Genomic DNA, 19,991 nt, shown 5'->3' with positions numbered 1-19,991 from the left:
CATTGGTGGCCGCCGCTGGGCGGCCGGGTGCGGGGTGTGAAGCTGTCAGTGGGTGAGGAGCTTGGACAGGAAGTCCTTTGCCCGGTTGCTTTGGGGATTGGTGAAGAACTCCTCGGGCTTTGCGTCCTCCACGATTTGGCCGTCCGCCATGAAGACCACGCGGTCTGCTGCTTTCCGCGCGAAGCCCATTTCGTGCGTGACCACAACCATGGTCATGCCTTCCTTGGCCAGCTGAACCATGACGTCCAAGACTTCATTGATCATCTCGGGGTCAAGGGCGGAGGTGGGCTCGTCGAAGAGCATGACCTTAGGCTTCATGGCCAGCGCGCGGGCAATGGCCACACGCTGCTGCTGCCCGCCGGAGAGCTGTGCTGGCAGCTTGGGGGCCTGCGCGCCCACACCGACACGTTCCAGCAGGGCCATGGCTTCTTTATCCGCCTGCGCCTTCGGCGTGCCCCTGACTTTGGTCAGGCCGAGAGTGACGTTCTCGAGGATTGTCTTGTGGGCAAACAGGTTAAAAGACTGAAACACCATGCCGACGTCGGCGCGCAACCGGGCGAGCTCCTTGCCTTCCTCCGGCAGCACCTTGCCATCAATGCTGATGGTGCCGCCTTCAATGGTTTCCAGGCGGTTGATGGCGCGGCACAGCGTGGACTTGCCCGAGCCTGAGGGCCCGATGACAACAACCACTTCGCCCTTCTTGACCTGAAGATTGATGTCCTTCAGAACGTGCAGCTGACCATAATGCTTATTCACACCATTCAGGGAGACGAGCGCGTCGCCGGGCACATGAGTAGTCATAAGAAGAATCTAGCGAACAAAAACTGCTTATGACGGGAATCACGCCATGTTCCCGCGGAATCGTGATTCAAGAGATACCTGCCACTGGCGAGCGGCACCGGGGCATTAGCCTAGGGGGATGAGCATCAACGCAGATCCGGCAAAATCCACTCAGCCGCGCCGTAAGGGTCCCCTCGAACTGCGCCGCAAACAGGCAGCCGTGGAAATGTCCGATCAGCACCTGCTCGATACCAAGGGCGCCGGCCAGTTCGTCCATTCTGATCCGTGGCGGGTCCTGCGCATCCAAAGCGAGTTCGTGGAGGGGTTCGGGGCACTCGCCGACTTGGGGCCGGCCGTCAGTGTGTTCGGTTCTGCGCGCACCAAACCGGGGAGCCCGTTCTACGAAATGGGCATGGCCGTGGGCCGGCACCTGGCGGCCGCTGGCGTGGCGGTCATTACGGGTGGCGGACCGGGGTCCATGGAGGCTGCGAACCGGGGCACGGTGGAAGGCAACGGCGTCTCCGTTGGCCTGGGAATCGAGCTGCCCTTCGAACAGGGCTTGAACCAATGGGTGGACCTCGGCATCAACTTCCGCTACTTCTTCGCGCGGAAGACGATGTTCGTCAAATACGCCCAAGGCTTCATCGTTCTGCCCGGCGGACTGGGAACCTTGGATGAGCTTTTTGAGGCGATGGTCCTGGTCCAAACCCGGAAGGTGACGTCCTTCCCGATCGTGCTCCTGGGCGTGGACTTCTGGGGGCCAATGATCGAATGGATCCGCGGCACGCTGGTGGCCGAAGGCATGGTTTCCGAAAAGGACCTGGACCTTATCCAGGTAGTGGACGATCCCGCAGAAGCGGTGGACCTGGTGCTGCACGGCACGGTTCCCCCGCCCTCGACTAACGGGGAGCAGCGGCCGGAATAGTCCGCCCGTCCAAATCTGGCACGATGGGTGCTGTGAGTTTTTTCCTGGTCTTCCTTGCTGTTGTGCTGATCGGTGCCACCATGTGGGCCGGCGCCGGCGGCTCCCGCGGCATCCTGAGCGGCGTCCGCCGCCTAGGCAGGGGCGCCAACTCCACCGCCGCCCCTGCGGACTACGACCCTCCGGGTGGAGAGCTGCTGTACGCAGGGTTCGCCCAGCCCCCGGCCAACCTGCCGCCGGTGCTGCTGCCGGCGGATGCGGAACCGGCGGACGTTGATCACGTCCGCTTCTCCCTGGGCCTCCGGGGCTACCGGATGGACCAGGTTGATCAGGTGCTTGACGAACTGCGCGACCAGCTCGCTGCCAAGGAAACCGAACTGGCGGAGCTCCGAACCCGGCTGCTCGACGCCGAACGGGCGGCTCCGCCGGAGGCCGGCGCTTGAGCACTGAAACGGGTGACAAGACGGGCCCGACGGCGTCCATCACCGCCCTTGGCGCCCGCGCCACGGGTGCCATCAAGTCTTGGCCGTGGTGGCTGCAGGTAGCCGCCCTTTATGTTGCGGCCCGCCTTGTCAGCGCCTGCATCTTTATCGCCGCTGCCCGGCAACAGGGGCCCAATCCCTGGTTTCCCCCCACGCCCGACTACTGGAATTTCATCAACATCTGGGATGCGCGGTGGTACAGCCGGATCATCACAGACGGATACCCCTCAACGTTGCCCACGGACGCCGCGGGCAACGTGCAGGAAAATGAATGGGCCTTCTACCCGCTCTTCCCCGCGCTGGGCAGGGCGCTGTCGGGCTTGACCGGAGCCAGCCCGGCCGCGGCGCTGACGGTGGTGGCCATGCTGTCCGGGCTGGGCGCCGCCCTTGCCGTGTACTGCCTGTTCAGGCACAAGGCATCGCACGGTACGGCCCTGTGGGGAACGGCGTTCTTCGCTACCTTTCCGGCCTCGGCAATCCTGCAGGTTCCCTATGCGGAACCCCTCACCATCTTCCTTCTGGCCACCACGCTGTTGCTGGTGGTCCGGCAGCATTATCTGTGGGCCATGCCGGCAGTGGTGCTCCTGTGCCTTTCCCGCCCGGTGGGTGTTCCGTTCGCGGCCATGCTGGGACTTCTCCTGATCGCCAGGGTAATGGAACGGTTCCGCACCGGGCAGGCTGGATCCCATAGTGTGCGCGAGCTGGTGTCCCTTACGGGCCTGACAGCACTGTGCGGCGCCGCAGCACTCTTCTGGCCGGCCGCGGCCTGGGCTGCCACCGGTGACATCGCCGCCTATACCAAGACCGAAACGGTATGGCGCGGCCATGACCTGGTGCCCTTCAAGCCGTGGTTTGACACCGGCGTGGACCTTTTCGGCCCTGTCCTGGGGATACTGGCCCCATTCATCTTCGCGGGACTTTTTGCGCTCCTGCTCTTCGCCAGGCCGGTGGTGCGGCTTGGTACAGAGCTCCGCCTGTGGTGCGCGTGCTACATGGGGTACCTCCTGCTGTTCCTGCACCCCCAGACCAGCACCTTCCGCATGCTTCTTCCGCTGTTTCCGCTGGCTCTCGGGGCTGCACTGCTGTCCCGATCAAAGGCCTACCGCGGCACGGTCCTGGCCATGTTTGTCCTGCTCCAGATTGTGTGGATCGTCTGGCTGTGGGCGTGGGCCCAGCTTCCGGGAGGCGGCGATTATCCGCCGTGATGGAACGCGCCACCGCACCGGCGGATCAGGGAATCCGACGCGGCCGTAAATGTCCATCGATTAGCTACGTGCGAGTAATTACAGGATAATAGGGAGTAAGCAAGGACAACAGGATTCAGAATGTTCAGCAATGGCGGCATCAGTACGGGCCGCCATAGCGGCTTGGTTTGATCATGCGGACACAGCCCGCCCGGGCTGCTATGTCCTGGGACTAAATGGAGGGGAAATTCCTCATGGCGGCTATGAAACCACGCACGGGCGACGGCCCTATGGAAGTCACCAAGGAAGGCCGCAGCCTGATCATGCGCGTACCGCTCGAAGGCGGCGGACGGCTTGTGGTGGAACTTAACGCTGCCGAGGCGGCCAACCTTAAGGAATGCCTCGTGGGCGTTACCGAATAATTTTCGGCACCGGGGGGTCCCGTGGGGCGAGGGTCCGCAGCTACACGCTGCGGGCCCTGTTCTATTTCTTGACCGCTACCAGCAGGCCGTCTCCGGTGGGAAGCATCGCGGAGGCGAGCCGGTCGTCGTCGCGGATTGACTTGCCCACCTGGCGCAACACCACGGTGTTGGTATCGCGCGCGGCAGGGTTGGCCACGCGGTCCTTATCCAGGGCATCGTTGATGATCAGCAGTCCGCCGGCCTTGAGGAGCCGGACGGCCTGCTCCACGTAGCCAGGCAGGCCGGGCTTGTCGGCGTCGATGAACACCAGGTCGTAGGCGGCATCGGTCAGGCGTGGCAGGACATCGCCCGCACGGCCGGAGATGGTCCGGGTGCGGTTCGCAGGGCTGCCGGCTTCCGAAAACGCCTCGCGGGCAGCCTTCAGGTGCTCAACATCAACGTCGATGGTGGTGAGCACGGCATGCGGACCCAGGCCACGCAGGATGCAGACACCCGAGACACCTGCACCTGTTCCGATTTCGACGGCGGTCTGGGCCTTGGACCCTGCAGCCAACACCGTCAGGACCGCGCCTACACCCGTCCCGATGGGGGTCACACCCAACTCGAAGGAGCGCTCCCTGGCACGCACCATGACCTCGTCCTCGACGGGCAGATCTTCAGCATAGGACCAGCTCGTGGACTTGTCGGCGCTCATGGGGGATTCGCTTTCTGGGCGGCAGGGGGGTGTCTAGTACAGCCTACTGTGTCCGATGGTGTCAGCCGCGGAAGGAATCCGTTGCGCCGTCGGCTGAAGGGCGCCGCCGGTCAGGAAATTCCCAGCCAAATTTGAAATGATGGAGATCCGCTCATCCGCGAGGTGGTCGGCGCCGAACCAGAGATGTCAACAGTATCCGGGCGATAGCAATCCACGATGGGAGTGGACGATGTCAGCATCAGATGTGACACCTGTCCCTGCAATAGAACTTTCGGCTGCCGCATGGGTCCGGCCCACCTGGGAAGAAGTGGTGGCCAACCACTCCGCCAAGGTGTACCGGCTCGCGTACCGCCTGACCGGAAACAAGTTCGACGCCGAGGACCTCACTCAGGAGGTGTTCGTGCGCGTCTTCCGTTCCCTGGAAAACTTCAAGCCGGGTACCCTCGACGGCTGGCTGCACCGGATCACCACCAACCTGTTCCTGGACCAGGCACGCCGGAAGAGCCGGATCCGCTTCGACGCGCTGGGCGAAGACGCGGAGTCCCGTATTCCCGGGCGCGAGCCCGGTCCGGAACAGAGCTTCGAGCTGAACAATCTCGACCTCGATGTTCAGGCCGCACTGGAGGAACTGCCGCCGGACTTCCGCGCCGCCGTCGTACTGTGCGATTTGGAGGGCCTCTCCTACGATGAAGTGGCCGCCGCGCTGGGAGTAAAACTTGGGACAGTGCGCTCACGGATCCACCGTGGCCGGACCATGCTGCGCGAGAAGTTGGCGCACCGAGACCCCCGCCCGCAGCAGGGCCGGAAGCCAAAGCTCTCGCTGCCGCGCATCGCCAGCATCCTCTGATCGGCGCCATGACGCTCCAGAATCCCTTCGGCCGCAGGCATCACCGCGGCGCCGAACACCTTCAGGGTTGCGGCGAGTGCGCAGCGGCCCTAAACCGCGAACGCCAATACATCGAGCGGCTCCGCGAAGCCGCCGTGCCGCCAGCCAGCGACGACCTGACGGCCCGCCTGCTGTCCAGGACCCAGCTTCTGGCTGCTACGCCGGAGCCGGTACCGGGCCAGCACCCTGGCGTGCGGGCACTTGCACTCACGGCCGGCGGCACAGCTGCCGCAGCCGGAATTCTTGCCGTCAGCGCCTTCGCGCTGGCCGGAGACGCCCTTCCTACGGCAGGCACGGCCATGCACGGGAGCCTCGTGCGGCACAGCGCCCAACTGCCCGCGGACGGTGGAGCGCTCACTGCTCCGCAGTTATCCGCGCTGCGTGCGGAGGGATGGTTGTGCCCGGAGTTCGAGTCCTTGGGCTTTCAGATCCGGAGCGCCAATGCCGTGACACGTAACGGCATGCCGGCTGTGGAGCTGCACCTCTCGGACGGGCAGCACTACGCAACCGTAGTGGAACAGGCTCCGGCCGGGGCGTCCGCAGATGACGGGAAGCTGGTGGTCAGCAGCCTCGCCCCCTGGACCGCTACTTATACAACGGCCGCAGGCACGTTTTCCGTGGAGTCCGACCTCCCGGCTGATCAGGCTGACGACACCGTCCCGGTGCTCCAGCAGCTCAGTTCCGTTGCCGGGGAAGGTATCGACGCAGGCACCAGCACCGCGTCGGGCGCAGACCCGGCAACGTCCGGTGGCGAGTCCCCCTCGGCCCGGCTGGAGCGCGGAATCCGTAAAATCGGGGAGATGTTGGCGGGGTAATGGTGGCAGGTTCTCAGCCCGGCGGGGACGAATCGTCAGAGCGGCTTCGGAGAGGGTAATCTTCCTAAAGTGTTTGGAATCAACGGCCCCGAGTTCTTCCTGCTCCTGATCATCGGCATTCTGGTGATCGGTCCCAAAAGGCTGCCCGAGTACACCCAGAAACTGGCGAACCTGGTCAAGGAAGTCCGCCGCATGGCCTCCGGTGCGCGTGAGCAGATCAAGGAAGAAGTCGGCATCGACATCGACGATGTCGACTGGAAGAAGTACGATCCCCGGCAGTACGATCCGCGCCGCATCATCAAGGAAGCCCTCCTGGATGATGACACCAAGATTGTCAGTCCCGGGGCGCCCGCCGCGGTGGCTGCCGTCTCCGGCGCCGCAGTCGCTGCAGCTGGCAGCGCGACGGGAGTACCGGCGCGGCCCGCACGCGTGGTGCAGACCCTGCCGCCCGGCACACCCGCTCCGTTCGACTCCGAGGCCACTTAGCCCTGCCCTCCAGCAGTTGCTCAGCGCGGCTGCAGCCCCAGCTTCAGTCCGGCAAGGCCCCGCGGTTTGGCAGCAAGTTTGCCGGCAATCCCGTTCAGGGCGATGGCCGCCGGAGTCTCCGGCCGGCTCAGCACAATGGGCGCACCGGAGTCGCCGCCCTCGCGCAACAGGATGTCCAGTGGGATCTGCCCCAGCAGCGGAACATCGGCGCCCACCGTCGCAGTGAGCCTTTCGGCGAGGATTGCTCCGCCACCGCTTCCGAACAGTTCCATCCGCTCGCCGTCGGGCATTTCCAGGTAGGACATGTTCTCGATGACGCCGGCCACGGACTGGCCTGTTTGGGTGGCGATGGCGCCCGCGCGCTCGGCGACGTCGGCGGCCGCGGCCTGGGGGGTGGTCACCACCAGGATCTCTGCCTTGGGCAGCAGTTGGGCCACGGAAATTGCGATGTCGCCGGTGCCCGGCGGCAGATCGAGGAACAGGGCGTCAAGGTCACCGAAATACACGTCGGTGAGGAACTGCTCCAGGGCACGGTGGAGCATCGGGCCGCGCCAGGCAACAGGCTGGTTGCCGGTGACGAACATGCCGATGGAGATCACCTTGACGCCGTACGCCACCGGCGGCAGGATCATGTCGTCCACCCGTGTTGGCGCCTGCGTGATGCCCATCATGGCCGGAACCGAGAAGCCGTAAACGTCGGCGTCCACGATGCCGACGCGGAGCCCCTGGGCGGCGAGGGCACAAGCCAGGTTGACCGTGAGGGAGGACTTGCCGACGCCGCCCTTGCCGCTGGCAACAGCGTAAACCTTGGTCAGCGACCCGGGCTCGTTGAACGGAATGCCGCGCTGGTTCCCGGCCCCGCGCAGCTGCTCTTTTAGGGCGTCCCGTTGGGCCTGGTTCATCACCTTCAGTTCAACGTCGACGGCGGTCACGCCGGGAACCGCGGACAGAGCCCGTTCGGAGTCGGCCGTGATGGTGCCCCGCAGGGGGCAACCTGCGATAGTGAGAAGCACTGCCAGCCTGACTGTTCCATCGCTGGAGATGTCCACTGAATCCACCATGCCCAGTTCCGTAATGGGACGGCGGAGCTCAGGATCTATGACAGTGGCCAGCGCAGCGTGGACTGCCTGCTCCAGGGTGGTGCTCATTCGGGCAGGGCTCAGCTTTCGGGGGTAGGGGTATGCTTCGGGGCGGCGGCGCCGTGATCTGTAGCGGCGCCATGTGCAGCCCCGACGTCTGTGGGCCCGCCGGCGGCGGGTCCCGTGGCGGCGTGGCTCGGTTTGACCTTCGGCACCTGCTGCGTGCGGGGGCTCCGCTGTTTGTCGCGCTTTTCCTTCAACTTTTCCTTGATCTTGTCCCGGGGCGTCTCGTGGCTGCCGGATCCCGCGGGGTCATGGGTGCGCAGTTCCTCCTGCGCTTCGAGCATGTCCTCCAGGAGCGATCGCAGTTCCGCACGGACGTAATCGCGCGTGGCCACTTCGCGGAGGGCGATCCGCAGCGAAGCCAGCTCCCGGGTGAGATATTCGGTGTCCGAAAGGTTGCGCTCTGCCCGCTGCCGGTCCTGCTGGAGTGACACGCGGTCGCGGTCGTCCTGCCGGTTCTGGGCAAGCAGCAACAGCGGGGCGGCGTAGGAAGCCTGCAGCGAGAGCATGAGAGTCAGCAGGGTGTAGCCGAGCAAACGGGAGTCGAACTGCCACGCCTCCGGTGCCCACGTGTTCCAGACCAGCCAGACCACCACAAAGACCGTCATGTACACCAGGAACTGGGGTGTGCCCATAAACCGGGCGAAGCCTTCAGTTGCGTGGCCAAAGGCGTCGGGGTCCGGTGAGAACTTCGGCAGGATGCGCTGCCGGCCGCTCAAAGGCGTGTCCAGGCCACCCTTGGCTGGTACTTTGGCGGAGCCGCGCTGGTTGGGATTCTTGGGGGCGCCGGTATCAGCCAATGCGGCCTCCGAGTTTTCTTATCGGGGCTTCGCCATCATAGGCGCGCCAGTCGTCCGGCAACATATGATCCAAAACGTCATCAACTGTCACCGCCCCCACGAGCCGGCCGTCGTCATTGACCACGGGAAGGGAGTTCAGGTTGTAGGTTGCCAAGGTCCTGGCGACTTCACTGATGTGGGCCTGGTCGGACAGCGGCTCAAGGTTCTTATCCACCAGGTTGCCCAGCGGCTCAAACGGCGGGAACCGCAGGAGCTGCTGGATGTGCACCACGCCCAGGAATCGTCCGGTGGGCGTCTCCAGCGGGGGCCTGGCAATAAAAATGGATGAGGCGAGGGCGGGGGACAGCTCCTCGCGCCGGACGTGGGCAAGGGCTTCGGCCACTGTTGCCTCGGGGGGAAGGATGACCGGGACCGGCGTCATGAGGCCGCCGGCGGTGTCTTCGTCGTACTCAAGCAGCCGCCGCACGTCCTCCGCGCCCTCAGGTTCCATCAGCTGCAGCAGCTGCTCCGCCTGGGCGGAAGGCAGCTCGCCGAGGAGGTCGGCGGCGTCGTCCGGATCCATCTCTTCCAGGACGTCGGCTGCACGCTGCAGATCGAGGGCGGAAAGGATTTCCACCTGGTCATCCTCCGGAAGCTCCTGCAGGACGTCGGCGAGCCGTTCGTCCTGGAGTTCGCTGGCCACCTCGAAGCGCCGCTTGTCGCTCATCTCCTGAAGTGCGTCGGCAAAGTCCGCAGGTTTGAGGTCCTCGTGGTTGGCCACGAACTGGGTGGCCGCCTGCGGCTCTGTGCGGGCACCCTGCAGGGCGTCCGCCCAGTCGATGATCATGGTCTCGTTGCGCCGCAAACGGCTGAGCGGGGACAGCGAGTGGCCCCGGCGGACGAAAAGTTTGCTGACAAACCAGTCGCGGGAGCGGTGCTGGTCCATGGCGATGTCCTCGATGGTGGCGTCGCCACTGCCGTCCCGGAGGGTGACCCGGCGGTCGAACATTTCCGCGACCACCAGGGTCTCGGCGCCGCGCTGCTCAAAGCGGCGCAGGTTCACCAGTCCGGTGCAGATGATCTGTGTCTGGTCGATCGAGGTAATGCGGGTCATCGGCACAAACACACGCTTCTTGCCGGGAACTTCGACGACGATGCCCACCACGTGCGGGGCGCCCCGGCTACCGCGGGAGAGCACCACAACATCGCGCAACCGCCCCAGGCGATCGCCCAGGGGGTCGAAGACATCAAGACCCAGAAGGCGGGCCACAAAGACGCGCGAAAGATTTGTGCTCACTTCTACAGGCTACCGAGTCTGCTCTCTTTTAGCTGAATTTCAGGCGGCACACATGCTGATGGGCAAGAATGGGTGTATGTCAAACATTTTTGGTGCTCCCAAGGCCGGCAGCCCTAACGGGCCGGATGACGCCCGCATGGTTCCGGTCGGTGACACCGTCGGCTCGTACACCTCCTACTTGGATGCCCAGAAGGCGGTGGACTACCTTGCCGACCAGCAGTTCCCGGTCCAGATGGTTTCCATCGTGGGCAACGAACTCAAGATGGTGGAGCGGGTAACCGGCCGCCTCAGCTATCCGCGCGTGGCGCTCTCCGGCGCGCTCAGCGGCATGTGGTTCGGTTTGTTTGTCGGCGTAATGCTGTCCTTCTTTGCCCCTTCGCCTGGCTACTTCTCCATCCTGGCGTCGGTGCTGATGGGCGCTGCCTTCTTTATGCTGTTCGGCATCGTCACCTATGCCATGCAGCGCGGGAAGCGGGACTTCACCTCCACCAGCCAGGTGGTGGCCACCAACTACGACGTCGTAGTGTCCGTGGAAGCCGCCCATGAGGCCCGCCGGCTGCTCCAGCAGCTGCCCATGACCCGCTCTGACGCAGCCGCTGCTCCCTACGGCGCGCAGGGCTACCAGGGCCAGCAGTACGGCCAGCCCCAGCAGCACGGGCAGTCCCAGCAGTACGGCCAGCCGGGCCAGGCACAGGAGCCGGGGCAGGCACCCGCCCGGCCCGCGGGCTGGAATGACCCCTATGGTCAGCAGGGGGCCGACACGCCGGCTCCCGGCCCGCAGGGACAGGCCACGGGCCACGCCGCAGAATCAGGCCAGGGCATGCAGCCGGAGGGTGCACCGCAGCCGGCCAAGGCGCCCGTTGCGGCGGTCCGCTACCCTGACCTTCCGGACGGCCGGCCCCAGTATGGGGTCCGCCTCAGCGATCAGCCCGCTGCAGGCAGTACTGACTCGGGGCAATCCGCGTCCGGGCAGCCCGCCTCGAGCGGGCCCCAGGCTCGGAACGACTCCGCGAACGACTCCGGCGAACCAACGCCGTAGGCAGGGGAGACCCCGACGCGCGGGGTTCGCTCACCCACAGGGTGAGCCCACCGGGTTGTGCGGCCTCAGCACTCACACAAAGAACTCCGTCCGGACCTGGCGATCGCCGGTCCGGACGGAGTTCTTTTTAGTGCGGTGCGTTCCTGCCGGTTATTTGACGCCGCCTGCTGTCAGGCCGCCCACGAGGTACTTCTGGAACATGAAGTAGAGCACTACCACCGGTACGGCACAGACCAGGGACGCTGCCATCATCTGCGAGTACACGGGGATCGCGCCGCCTTCAACGGCGGAGGCAAACACCTGCAGCGCCACTGCGGCGGTATGGGTGTCGGGCCGGGTGAAGACGGACGCAAACAGCACGTCATTCCAGCCCAGCAGGAAGGCGAAGATGGCTGAGACGATGATCCCGGGCCAGCTGAGCGGAATGATGATCTTGAAGAGGATCCCCAGGTTGGAGGCACCGTCGATGCGTGCTGCCTCCTCCAGTTCACGCGGAAGCCCGCGGAGGTATGTGACCATGACCCAGGTTGAGAACGGAAGGGCGAATGTCAGGTACGCGATGAAGAGGCCCCACAGGGTGCCGATGACCGTGACCCCCAGGTAGGTGCCGGCGGAGGAAAAGAGCACAAACACCGGGAGCAGCATCAGGGTTCCGGGAATGGACTGGAGGCCAAGCAGGCCGCGGAGCACCGTCAGCCGTCCCCGGAACTCAAACCGGACCAGGACATAGGCCGTGCCGATCGCCATCAGGGCGGAGACGATGGCGGTGGCACCGGACACAATGAGGCTGTTTCCGATGGCTTTGGCCAAGCCAACCGAATCCCAGATCTTGCTGTAGCTGTCCAGGGAGAAGCTGCTCGGCCAAAACTCGCCGCTTGCCACACCCACGTCCGTGTTCAGGGAGGCCAGGAAGATGTACAGGATGGGGGTCAGGACCAGAGCACAGAGCAGCACCGTGATCACGATCAGCAGCGGGCGCGGCATCAGGCGGGTGACTTCCAAGGCGGCATCACGCCGGATGGGCTGCTTGGCCTGCTTTTCGATCGGGTTTGCTGCGTCGATGCTCATTTCTTTCCTCCGTCGTGCACGTCAAGCTTGACCGCGCGCAGGTAGATGAACAGCGGAATGGCGATCAGGATGAGCGACACCACCGCCATGGCCGCGCTGAGGCCGAACCTGAAGCTCTGGAAGCTGGTGACGTAAACCAGGATCGGGAGCACGTTCACGTCGGACGGGGCGGGCGCGCCGAACAGGACGTAGGGCAACGTGAAGTTGTTGATGTGGTTCAAGGTGGCCAGCAGGAACGCGAGCGAGACCGGACCCTTCAGGTACGGGAAGATCACGTAGCGCAGCTTGTTCCACCACAGTGCGCCGTCCAGAGCAGAGGCCTCATGGACCTCGTGGTCCACGGCCTGCAAACCGGACAAGGCAAGCAAATAGATGAACGGCCAGGCCGCCCAGATTTCCACCCACACCAGGGTCCAGTAGGCGTTGGGGCCGTTTAGCCAGAGCCCGCCGTCCATGCCCATGCTGGTCAGGGTGACATTCACAATGCCGTCCGGCTGCAGCATGGTCCGCCAGACGCTGGCTACCACAAAGGAAGGCAGGACGTACGGGATCAGGAAGATCGAACGTACCAGCGCACGGCCGCGGTAGGCGTTCTGGGTGACGACGGCGGCAGCCACGCCCAGCGGGACGGTCACCAGGGTGGAGATCACCGCGAAGGACACGGAGAGCCAGATCGAGCGGAGCAGGTCACTGCTGGTTGCCGCTTCGATGTAGTTCTGGATGCCGATGAACTCGGCACTGACCCAGCGGCGCAGGCTGTACTGGTCCAGGTCGATCACGGACATCCAGATGCCCATGGCCAAGGGGATGAGGATGACGATCGTCATCAGGAACCCGCCGGGTATCAGCAGCCACAGCGGCCGGTTCCTTTCGCTCAGCCCCTTCCGGCGCTTATCACTCGGGGTGGGCCTGCCGGGTCCGGCGGCCGGCCCGGCCGCCGGACTGCTGTCCGACGGCCGGGGCTCGGTAACGCTGCTAGCCATTGTCTGCAACCTTCCGCAGTTGTTCGGCCGGTCTTACTTCTTTGCCCGGTCCAAGGCAGTCTGCGACTTGGCCTGCTCGTCCTTCAGCCGCTGGGTGAGGTTGGCGTCGCTGACTGAGCCTGCCGAAAGGTCCGGAATCGACTGGACCACCACGTTGGTCAGGGACAGCTGGACGTCACCCCAGGCGCCGCTGAACGGGGTGGCCACGGACTTCGCACCGGAATCAAGCGCCGGCGCAATCATCTCGTTGCTGGCAAGCTCCTTGGCCGCTGCCTGGTTCGCGGGAAGCTGGCCGAACACCTTGAAGTAGTTGAGCTGAACGTCCTTCTCGGTGATCATCTTGATGAACGCGAAGGCAAGGTCTTTCTGCTTCGAGTAGTCGGCTACCACGAGGTTGTCGCCGGACAGGATGCTGGCGGCGGGCTTGCCACCGGAAGGGTTGGAGGACTCGCCCGGCGGGACGGTAGGCATCAGGGCGTACTTGTACTTGCCTTTGACGGCCGAGGCATCCAATGCGGGGATGGACAGCGGAGACGTCATGGGGAAGTAGGCGGCCTTGCCGGCCGCGAAGGCCGCCAGGGCCTGCGGGTTGGCCCAGCCCACCGATGAGGGGTCCACTACTTTGTCCTTGGTCACCCAGCCGAAGTAGGTGTCGTAGGCCTTTTTGGTGATGGGGTCATCGAGGCGGACCTTGCTGCCGTCGATGATGGGGTTGCCGGCCTGGATGGACATTCCCCAGATGTACTTCCAGGGGTCGAAGTTGTCCTTGTAGGCCACCGCAACACCGTACTGGTCGCCCTTGGTGAGCTTCTTGGCCTGTTCGGTGAATTCGTCCCAGGTGGTTGCCGGCTTTTCAATGCCGGCGGCAGCCAGCAGTTCGGTGTTGTAGGCCATGACGAACGGGCGGCTGACGAACGGGATGCCGATCTGGTTTCCTTCGTCCGGGCCGGAAATGCCCAGCGCGGCGGGAACGAACTTGTCCTTACCGCCGAGCTGGTTCCATTCGTTGTCGCCCAGCTTCACGAATGCGCCCGTGGAGTAGGCCGTGGGGGTGAAGGTGGTTCCGAGACCGTAGACGTCGGGGCCTTGGCCGGACACCACGGAGGTCTGGATCCGGGTCATCTCGTCATTGGCGGTAGCGAACGTCTCCCACTGGATGTCTGCTCCGGTTTCCGCCTTGAATTTGGTGCTCATTTCCTTGAACCAGGCCTGCTGCTCCTGGGGATACTGCGCTGTCACGTTCATCAGGACGTTGAGCGTTTTCCCGGCGCCATCCACCTTGCCGCCGGTGGCGCCGGCGCCGGCGCCGGTGCCGCCTGACCCGCCCGAGCCGCCGCAAGCGGCAAGCATCAGGACGGAAATTGTCGCGGCGGCAACAGCACCCAGGCGACGTGGTTTGGACATACCCATGAGACTTCTCCTTTGAAGACATACGATGCGGCAGAGACCCAAGACTTAGATCACAGTCTATGGATTTCTTTCTCCGCGGCTAGCGTATTCATCGGAGTCAAACTTTGGCAAGCGATTGCCAAAAACTGTTACCAGAGCTTCACCATGGATAGGACCGCCTTACGCGGCCGGAGGCAGGGCAGCCGCAACCCGTCAGACGGTGCCCCCTTGTGCGACGGCCTGGTCCACTTCGGCGTAGATGCCTGACATCCAGGATTCGACGTCGGCAGCCTTCCGGGGGAGTTCGGCGCTGAGGTTGACCGGACCGTCGGCCGTCATCAGGATGTCGTCCTCGATCCGCACGCCGATGCCGCGGTACTCGGCAGGGATGGCCAGGTCTTCGTTCTTGAAGTAAAGGCCGGGCTCGATGGTGAAGACCATGCCTGCAGTGAGGATGCCATCGAGGTAAAGCTCGCGCTTGGCCTGGGCGCAGTCATGGACGTCGAGGCCCAGGTGGTGGCTGGTGCCGTGCGGCATCCAGCGGCGGTGCTGCTGGCCTTCAGGGCTGATGGCTTCCTCAACACTGACAGGCAGCAGCCCCCACTCGGCGAGCCGCTCAGCCAGTACCGTGGTGGCGGCGGTGTGGATGTCCCGGAACCTCGTGCCTGGCTGGGCGGCGGCGAATCCGGCGTCGGCGGCATCAAGGACCGCCTCATAGACCTTGCGCTGAATGTCGCTGAACGTGCCATTGGCAGGCAGGGTCCGGGTGACATCGGCGGTGTACAGTGAGTCGGCTTCGACCCCGGCATCCAGGAGCAGCAGCTCGCCCGCATTGATCCTGCCCGTGTTGCGGTTCCAGTGCAGCACGGTGGCGTTGTTGCCGGCGGCGGCGATGGTGTCGTACCCCAGTTCGTTGCCCACTTCGCGGGCCCGCGCAAAGAAGGCACCCTCCACAACGCGTTCGCCACGGGCGTGCGTCAGTGCCCGCGGAAGGGACTTGACCACTTCCACAAAGCCCTCAACGGTGGCTGCCACGGCCGCCTTCATCTGCTCGACTTCCCAGTCATCCTTGAGGAGCCGGAGTTCGGACAGGGCTTCGGAAAGTTTCTCGTCCAAAGCATCCAGTACTGCGAGGTCCAGGTTGTCCGGATCCTTGGCAGTGTTGTAGCGGGCAGTGTCCACGAGCGCGTCGATGTTCTCGTCGACCTTGCGGACCAGGCGGATGGAGATGCCGCCGATCTCCGGAGCACCCACGTTCTTGGTGATCGCCGTTTCGAGGGCATCGAGGTGGGCGGTGGGCAGGCCCAGGCGGGCTTCGAACTCGGCGAGGCTGGGGCGGGTACCGATCCAGAATTCTCCCGACCGGGAGTCGGCGTAGAACTGTTCTGTATCCCGTCCTGCGAGCGGACGGAAGTAAAGGGTGGCGCGGTGGTGCCCGCCGTCGTCGCCCTTTCCTTCCGCTGCCGGCTCCAGGATGAGGACAGCATCCGGCTCGTGGTCCAGGCCGAGGCCGGTGAGGTGGGCGAATCCCGAGTGGGGGCGGAAGCGGTAATCGCAGTCGTTGGACCGGACTTTCAGCGGGCCTGCAGGGATGACCAGGCGTTCGCCTTTGAACTGGTCGGAGATGGCCTTGCGCCTGGCCGCGGCGTAGTCCGCCACGGCGTCGCGGGCCGGCAACTGCTGGCCGGTGGGCGCCCAGTTGCTGGCCATAAACGTCTTGAAGGCATCGGAACTGGGCCGCTGCGAGCGGTTGTTGACGCGCTCATCGAGGGGCTGGGAAGCAGAGTTCTGGGTATTTTCGGCATCGTTCACGGCACCATCGTCTCACCAGCAGCCGGGCACGCGCGAACAAAGGAGCCAGGCCGGGCGGACGCGGTCAACTAGGCTGGGCAGGTGAGGATTGACCTGCATGCCCACTCCAACGTTTCCGACGGCACGGAAACCCCCGCTGACGTGATGGCCTCGGCAGCCCGGGCGGGCCTGGACGTCGTGGCCCTGACCGACCATGACTCCACGGACGGCTGGGCTGAAGCGTCCCAGGCAGCCTTGGCTCACGGGGTGGCCCTGGTCCTGGGAATGGAAGTTTCCTGCCGGACGGAGCAGGGCATCAGCGTGCATCTGCTGAGCTACCTGCACGATCCCGCCCACCCCGGACTACTTGAGGAAATCACCAAGTCCAAGGACGCACGCCTCACCCGTGCCGAACGCATGGTGAGCCTCCTCGCCGAAGACTACCCTCTGACCTGGGACGACGTCATTCATCACGTCGCCCCGGGGGCCACGCTGGGCCGTCCGCACATCGCCGATGCCCTGGTGGCGGCCGGGGTGGTTTCGGACCGTTCGGAAGCCTTCACGTCCATCCTCACCTCGCGGTCTCGCTACTTTGTCCAGCACTATGCACCCGACCCGGCAACCGCCGTCGAACTTGTCCGGGCCGCAGGCGGCGTCCCTGTCTTCGCCCATCCTGTGGCGTCCTCGCGCGGGCGGATTGTGGGGGAGCGCACCTACCGGGACATGATCGACGCCGGTCTGGTGGGCCTGGAGATCGACCACCGCGACAACCCCGAGGAAGGCCGCGAGTTCCTGCGGGGACTTGCAGCCCAGCACGGACTGCTGATCACGGGGTCCTCCGACTACCACGGAACGGGCAAACCGAACCTGCTGGGGGAGAACCTGACGTCGCCCGAGGTGCTGGCCCGGATCGAGGAACTGGCCACAGGGACCGCCGTCGTCCGCCCCTGATGCCTGCCCGCATCCCAACTAGGTAGCAGTAACTGTCGTTTTGGACGCTCAAAACGACACTTACTGCTACCTAGTTGGGCGGGAAGGAAGTAAAGGTGGCTTTGGCACCCAACCGCTTGGCCATGACTTCGATGGCCGGCTGGTTCTGGTCCACGCACACAAACTTCCGGTCCAGCTTGGCCGCGACGGCGCCGAGCGTTCCGGAACCGGCGAAGAAGTCCAGGCACCAGTCACCAGGGCGGCTTGAGGCGGCAACCACACGGCGGATGAGGCCCTCGGGCTTCTGCGTGGGGTAGCCGGTCTTTTCCTTGCCGGTGGGGGAGACGATGGTATGCCACCAGACGTCGGTGGGCAGCTTCCCGAGTTCCCGCTTGGCAGGCGTCACCAGGCCCGGAGCCATGTACGGCTCCCGGTCCACCTCGGCGCTGTCGAAGTGGTACTTGGACGGGTTCTTGACGTACACGAGGATGTTGTCGTGCTTGGTGGGCCAGCGGTATTTGGCGCGAGCACCGTAGTCGTAGGCCCAGATGATCTCGTTCAGGAAGCACTCGCGGCCGAAGATGGCATCGAGCATCACCTTGGCGTAATGGACTTCCCGGTAATCCAGGTGGAGGTAGAGCGTGCCGTCGTCAGCCAACAGCCGCCAAGCCTCCACCAGCCGGGGCTCCAGGAAGGCCCAGTAATCGCTGAACGCGTCATCGTACCGGTGCAGTGCGCCCTTGATGGTGTCGTAGGAGCGGCCCTTGAAGCCCACGCGGTCGCCGTCGCCGCCGGTGTTGAGCACCATCCGGGTTTCCTGGCGGGTCTGGGCCCTGCCGGTGTTGAAGGGCGGGTCCACGTAAATGAGTGTGAAGGCGCCGTCCGGCAGCGAGGGGAGGAACTCCGCGTTATCCGCGTGAACCACCAGGTTGCTGCCGTCCGGCGCCCAGACGGTGTCAGTCATCGAGGCTGTTAGGCCTCTGCGTTGCCGGGCTGCATGCCGTTGTCGGCGCCGGCCACCACTTCGCCGTTGCGGCGGCGGGTGCGGGTGCGGCTGCGGCGGGCCCGGGGGTCCACTTCGCCGGCGGTCGCAGCCGCAGTTGCAGGTTCGGCGGCGGGCCCGGTGCCGGTGGTCGCGGCATCAGGCGTACGACGGCGGCGCTCGCCTGAGCGGCTGCCCTCGCCTGACCGGCCACCTTCGGAGCCGCTGCGGCGGCTGCCCTCGCGCCCGCCTGAACGGCCGGCGTCGCGGTTGCCGTCACGGCCGCCGTCCCGCCCACCGTTTTGTCCGCTGGCGCGGGAGTTCTTCTTGCCGGTCTCGCCCAGGTCCTCCAGGACTTCGGCGTCAACACCGGCGAGGGTGCGCTTGTTGCGGGGCAACCGGCCCTTGGTGCCTTCCGGGATGTCCAGCTCTTCGTACAGGTGCGGGGAGGACGAGTACGTCTCCACCGGTTCCGGGTAGCTCAGGCCCAGGGCCTTGTTGATCAGGCCCCAGCGCGGCATGTCATCCCAGTCAACGAAGGTCACGGCGGTGCCCTTGTTGCCGGCCCGGCCGGTGCGGCCCACGCGGTGCAGATAGATCTTTTCGTCCTCAACGCACTGGTAGTTGATCACGTGCGTGACGTCGTCCACGTCGATGCCGCGGGCGGCGACGTCGGTGGCCACCAGAACATCCACCTTGTTGTTGCGGAAGGCCCGGAGGGCCTGCTCGCGGGCGCCCTGACCGAGGTCGCCGTGGATGGCGGCGGCGGCGAAGCCGCGGTCCACCAGTTCCTCGGCCACCTTTGCGGCAGTGCGCTTGGTCTTGGTGAAGATGATGGTGCGGCCGCGGCCCCGTGCCTGCAGGATGCGGGCAACAACTTCAACCTTGTCCATGCTGTGGGCGCGGTAGATGAGCTGGCGGATGTCCCGCTTGGTGAGGCCCTCGTCTTCGGGATCAGCTGCCCGGATGTGGGTGGGCTGTGTCATGTAGCGGCGGGCCATGGCAATGACCGGGCCGGGCATGGTGGCGGAGAACAGCAGCGTCTGGCGGACGGCAGGGGTGCCTGCGATCAGCGTCTCGACGTCCGGCAGGAAACCAAGGTCCAGCATTTCGTCGGCTTCGTCGAGGATGACAATTTTGACGTTCTTGAGGCTCAGGTGCTTCTGCTTGTACAGATCAATCAGGCGGCCGGGGGTTCCGACCACGATCTCGACGCCCTTCTGCAGGGCCTCCACCTGGGGCTCGTAGGCGCGGCCGCCGTAGATGGTGGTGATACGGGCGTTGCGCTTGAGCGAAGCGGTCTGGAGGTCGTTGGCTACCTGGACGGCCAGCTCGCGGGTGGGCACGATGACCAGGGCCTGCGGTGCGCCGGGAACGGCGAGCTTGTCGAAACCGGCGTCGTCCGGCCCCACAACGCGCTGCAGCGCCGGGATGCCGAAGCCGAGGGTCTTGCCCGTACCGGTCTTGGCCTGGCCGATGATGTCGTGGCCCGAGAGCGCCACCGGCAGGGTCATGGCCTGGATGGGGAACGGGTGGGTGATCCCGGCGTCGGCCAGGGACTCGACAATGTCCGCGCGGACGTTGTAATCGGCGAAGGACTTTTCCGCGATTTCATGCGGCTTCTCGTCGGAGATGATGGTCTCTTCAGGTTCGATCGTTTCGATGCCGGAGTCGTCCGTCAGGAGCTGGTGGGTATGCAATTCACTCACAGGTGAGTTTCCTTATTCATTTGGGCATTGGCGCTGCCTGCTCAACGGGCCGGCCAACATGGCCGCTCCGGAGCACGCTCGGGCGCGCAAGCAAATCCAGTGGAAGCCGATCGCGGGCTATCTAAATGCTGGCACTGGTGACCAGCGGGTCTGTCTCAAGATCGCGTAGGGGCGGGCTTGTTGAATTCAAAATCAAGGAAATCAACGACCG

The 19,991-nt window shown here is 64.9% G+C and carries 20 protein-coding genes; 9 read left to right on the top strand and 11 right to left on the bottom strand.

Translation table 11 applies throughout. The features are described 5' to 3' along the window. Nucleotides 1-45 precede the first annotated feature (45 nt). On the bottom strand, nucleotides 46-801 hold the full coding sequence (locus AC1MCD_RS13440) for an amino acid ABC transporter ATP-binding protein (RefSeq protein WP_498672687.1): 756 nt from the start codon (nucleotides 799-801) through the stop codon (nucleotides 46-48). Between the two features lie 118 nt (nucleotides 802-919). Between AC1MCD_RS13440 and AC1MCD_RS13435 the strand changes: the two genes are divergently transcribed. From AC1MCD_RS13435 to AC1MCD_RS13420, 4 genes are all read left to right on the top strand, one after another. Next, nucleotides 920-1,705 carry an LOG family protein gene (locus tag AC1MCD_RS13435; RefSeq protein WP_498672686.1) on the top strand — a complete coding sequence of 262 codons (786 nt, stop codon included), beginning with the start codon at nucleotides 920-922 and terminating at the stop codon, nucleotides 1,703-1,705. Between the two features lie 23 nt (nucleotides 1,706-1,728). Further along, complete coding sequence (locus AC1MCD_RS13430; RefSeq protein ID WP_498672685.1) at nucleotides 1,729-2,145, top strand: DivIVA domain-containing protein; 417 nt, start codon at nucleotides 1,729-1,731, stop codon at nucleotides 2,143-2,145. 38 nt (nucleotides 2,146-2,183) lie between these two features. Beyond that, entirely contained in the window at nucleotides 2,184-3,389 is a 1,206-nt protein-coding gene (locus AC1MCD_RS13425; protein ID WP_498678341.1) for a putative hexosyltransferase, read from the top strand. A gap of 233 nt (nucleotides 3,390-3,622) precedes the next feature. Then, a complete protein-coding gene (locus AC1MCD_RS13420; RefSeq protein WP_009357720.1) occupies nucleotides 3,623-3,790 on the top strand; it encodes a DUF3117 domain-containing protein in 168 nt (55 codons plus the stop codon). Nucleotides 3,791-3,851: 61 nt separating this feature from the next. On the opposite strand, the gene AC1MCD_RS13415 is transcribed toward AC1MCD_RS13420, so the two are convergent. Continuing rightward, a complete protein-coding gene (locus AC1MCD_RS13415) occupies nucleotides 3,852-4,484 on the bottom strand; it encodes an O-methyltransferase (protein WP_498672684.1) in 633 nt (210 codons plus the stop codon). A 229-nt stretch (nucleotides 4,485-4,713) separates the two neighbouring features. Here AC1MCD_RS13415 and sigE point away from each other — a divergent pair, with 229 nt between their 5' ends. From sigE to AC1MCD_RS13400, 3 genes are all read left to right on the top strand, one after another. Continuing rightward, on the top strand, nucleotides 4,714-5,331 hold the full coding sequence (sigE, locus tag AC1MCD_RS13410) for an RNA polymerase sigma factor SigE (RefSeq protein WP_498672683.1): 618 nt from the start codon (nucleotides 4,714-4,716) through the stop codon (nucleotides 5,329-5,331). Between the two features lie 8 nt (nucleotides 5,332-5,339). After that, nucleotides 5,340-6,185 (top strand): anti-sigma factor, encoded by an 846-nt coding sequence (locus AC1MCD_RS13405; protein ID WP_498672682.1) that lies wholly within the window; start codon nucleotides 5,340-5,342, stop codon nucleotides 6,183-6,185. 69 nt (nucleotides 6,186-6,254) lie between these two features. Next, nucleotides 6,255-6,671 (top strand): twin-arginine translocase TatA/TatE family subunit, encoded by a 417-nt coding sequence (locus AC1MCD_RS13400; RefSeq protein ID WP_498672681.1) that lies wholly within the window; start codon nucleotides 6,255-6,257, stop codon nucleotides 6,669-6,671. A gap of 20 nt (nucleotides 6,672-6,691) precedes the next feature. Here the strand turns inward: AC1MCD_RS13400 and AC1MCD_RS13395 are convergent, their stop codons facing one another. The 3 genes from AC1MCD_RS13395 to AC1MCD_RS13385 are packed head-to-tail and all read right to left on the bottom strand — an operon-like array spanning nucleotide 6,692 to nucleotide 9,889. Then, nucleotides 6,692-7,819: an Mrp/NBP35 family ATP-binding protein gene (locus AC1MCD_RS13395; protein ID WP_498672680.1), complete on the bottom strand. Its 1,128-nt coding sequence runs from the start codon at nucleotides 7,817-7,819 to the stop codon at nucleotides 6,692-6,694. Nucleotides 7,820-7,830: 11 nt separating this feature from the next. Further along, entirely contained in the window at nucleotides 7,831-8,613 is a 783-nt protein-coding gene (locus AC1MCD_RS13390) for a DUF1003 domain-containing protein (protein ID WP_498672679.1), read from the bottom strand. Next, entirely contained in the window at nucleotides 8,606-9,889 is a 1,284-nt protein-coding gene (locus AC1MCD_RS13385) for a magnesium transporter MgtE N-terminal domain-containing protein (RefSeq protein WP_190989324.1), read from the bottom strand. Before AC1MCD_RS13385 ends, AC1MCD_RS13390 begins: the two co-directional genes overlap by 8 nt. A gap of 76 nt (nucleotides 9,890-9,965) precedes the next feature. On the opposite strand from AC1MCD_RS13385, the gene AC1MCD_RS13380 reads away from it, so the two are divergent. After that, the gene (locus AC1MCD_RS13380; RefSeq protein WP_498672678.1) at nucleotides 9,966-10,928 is read left to right on the top strand and encodes a YflT domain-containing protein; all 963 of its coding nucleotides are present in this window, start codon (nucleotides 9,966-9,968) and stop codon (nucleotides 10,926-10,928) included. Between the two features lie 150 nt (nucleotides 10,929-11,078). Here AC1MCD_RS13380 and AC1MCD_RS13375 read toward each other — a convergent pair whose 3' ends face one another. The 4 genes from AC1MCD_RS13375 to AC1MCD_RS13360 form a co-directional block, all read right to left on the bottom strand. After that, nucleotides 11,079-11,912 carry a carbohydrate ABC transporter permease gene (locus AC1MCD_RS13375; RefSeq protein ID WP_498678338.1) on the bottom strand — a complete coding sequence of 278 codons (834 nt, stop codon included), beginning with the start codon at nucleotides 11,910-11,912 and terminating at the stop codon, nucleotides 11,079-11,081. An 80-nt stretch (nucleotides 11,913-11,992) separates the two neighbouring features. Then, on the bottom strand, nucleotides 11,993-12,979 hold the full coding sequence (locus AC1MCD_RS13370) for a carbohydrate ABC transporter permease (protein ID WP_498672676.1): 987 nt from the start codon (nucleotides 12,977-12,979) through the stop codon (nucleotides 11,993-11,995). A gap of 33 nt (nucleotides 12,980-13,012) precedes the next feature. Beyond that, nucleotides 13,013-14,389 (bottom strand): ABC transporter substrate-binding protein, encoded by a 1,377-nt coding sequence (locus AC1MCD_RS13365; RefSeq protein WP_498672674.1) that lies wholly within the window; start codon nucleotides 14,387-14,389, stop codon nucleotides 13,013-13,015. Between the two features lie 192 nt (nucleotides 14,390-14,581). Continuing rightward, a complete protein-coding gene (locus AC1MCD_RS13360; protein ID WP_498672672.1) occupies nucleotides 14,582-16,180 on the bottom strand; it encodes an aminopeptidase P family protein in 1,599 nt (532 codons plus the stop codon). Between the two features lie 81 nt (nucleotides 16,181-16,261). Here AC1MCD_RS13360 and AC1MCD_RS13355 point away from each other — a divergent pair, with 81 nt between their 5' ends. Further along, nucleotides 16,262-17,110, top strand: coding sequence for a PHP domain-containing protein (locus tag AC1MCD_RS13355; RefSeq protein WP_498672670.1), 849 nt, complete (start codon nucleotides 16,262-16,264; stop codon nucleotides 17,108-17,110). Nucleotides 17,111-17,180: 70 nt separating this feature from the next. Here AC1MCD_RS13355 and AC1MCD_RS13350 read toward each other — a convergent pair whose 3' ends face one another. Further along, nucleotides 17,181-18,053 (bottom strand): DNA-methyltransferase, encoded by an 873-nt coding sequence (locus AC1MCD_RS13350; RefSeq protein ID WP_498672668.1) that lies wholly within the window; start codon nucleotides 18,051-18,053, stop codon nucleotides 17,181-17,183. A gap of 8 nt (nucleotides 18,054-18,061) precedes the next feature. Further along, complete coding sequence (locus AC1MCD_RS13345; protein WP_498672666.1) at nucleotides 18,062-19,780, bottom strand: DEAD/DEAH box helicase; 1,719 nt, start codon at nucleotides 19,778-19,780, stop codon at nucleotides 18,062-18,064. Nucleotides 19,781-19,991: the final 211 nt, after the last annotated feature.

This window comes from Arthrobacter sp. BF1 (assembly GCF_056680215.1).
This window is presented reverse-complemented; position numbering and strand designations above follow the sequence as displayed.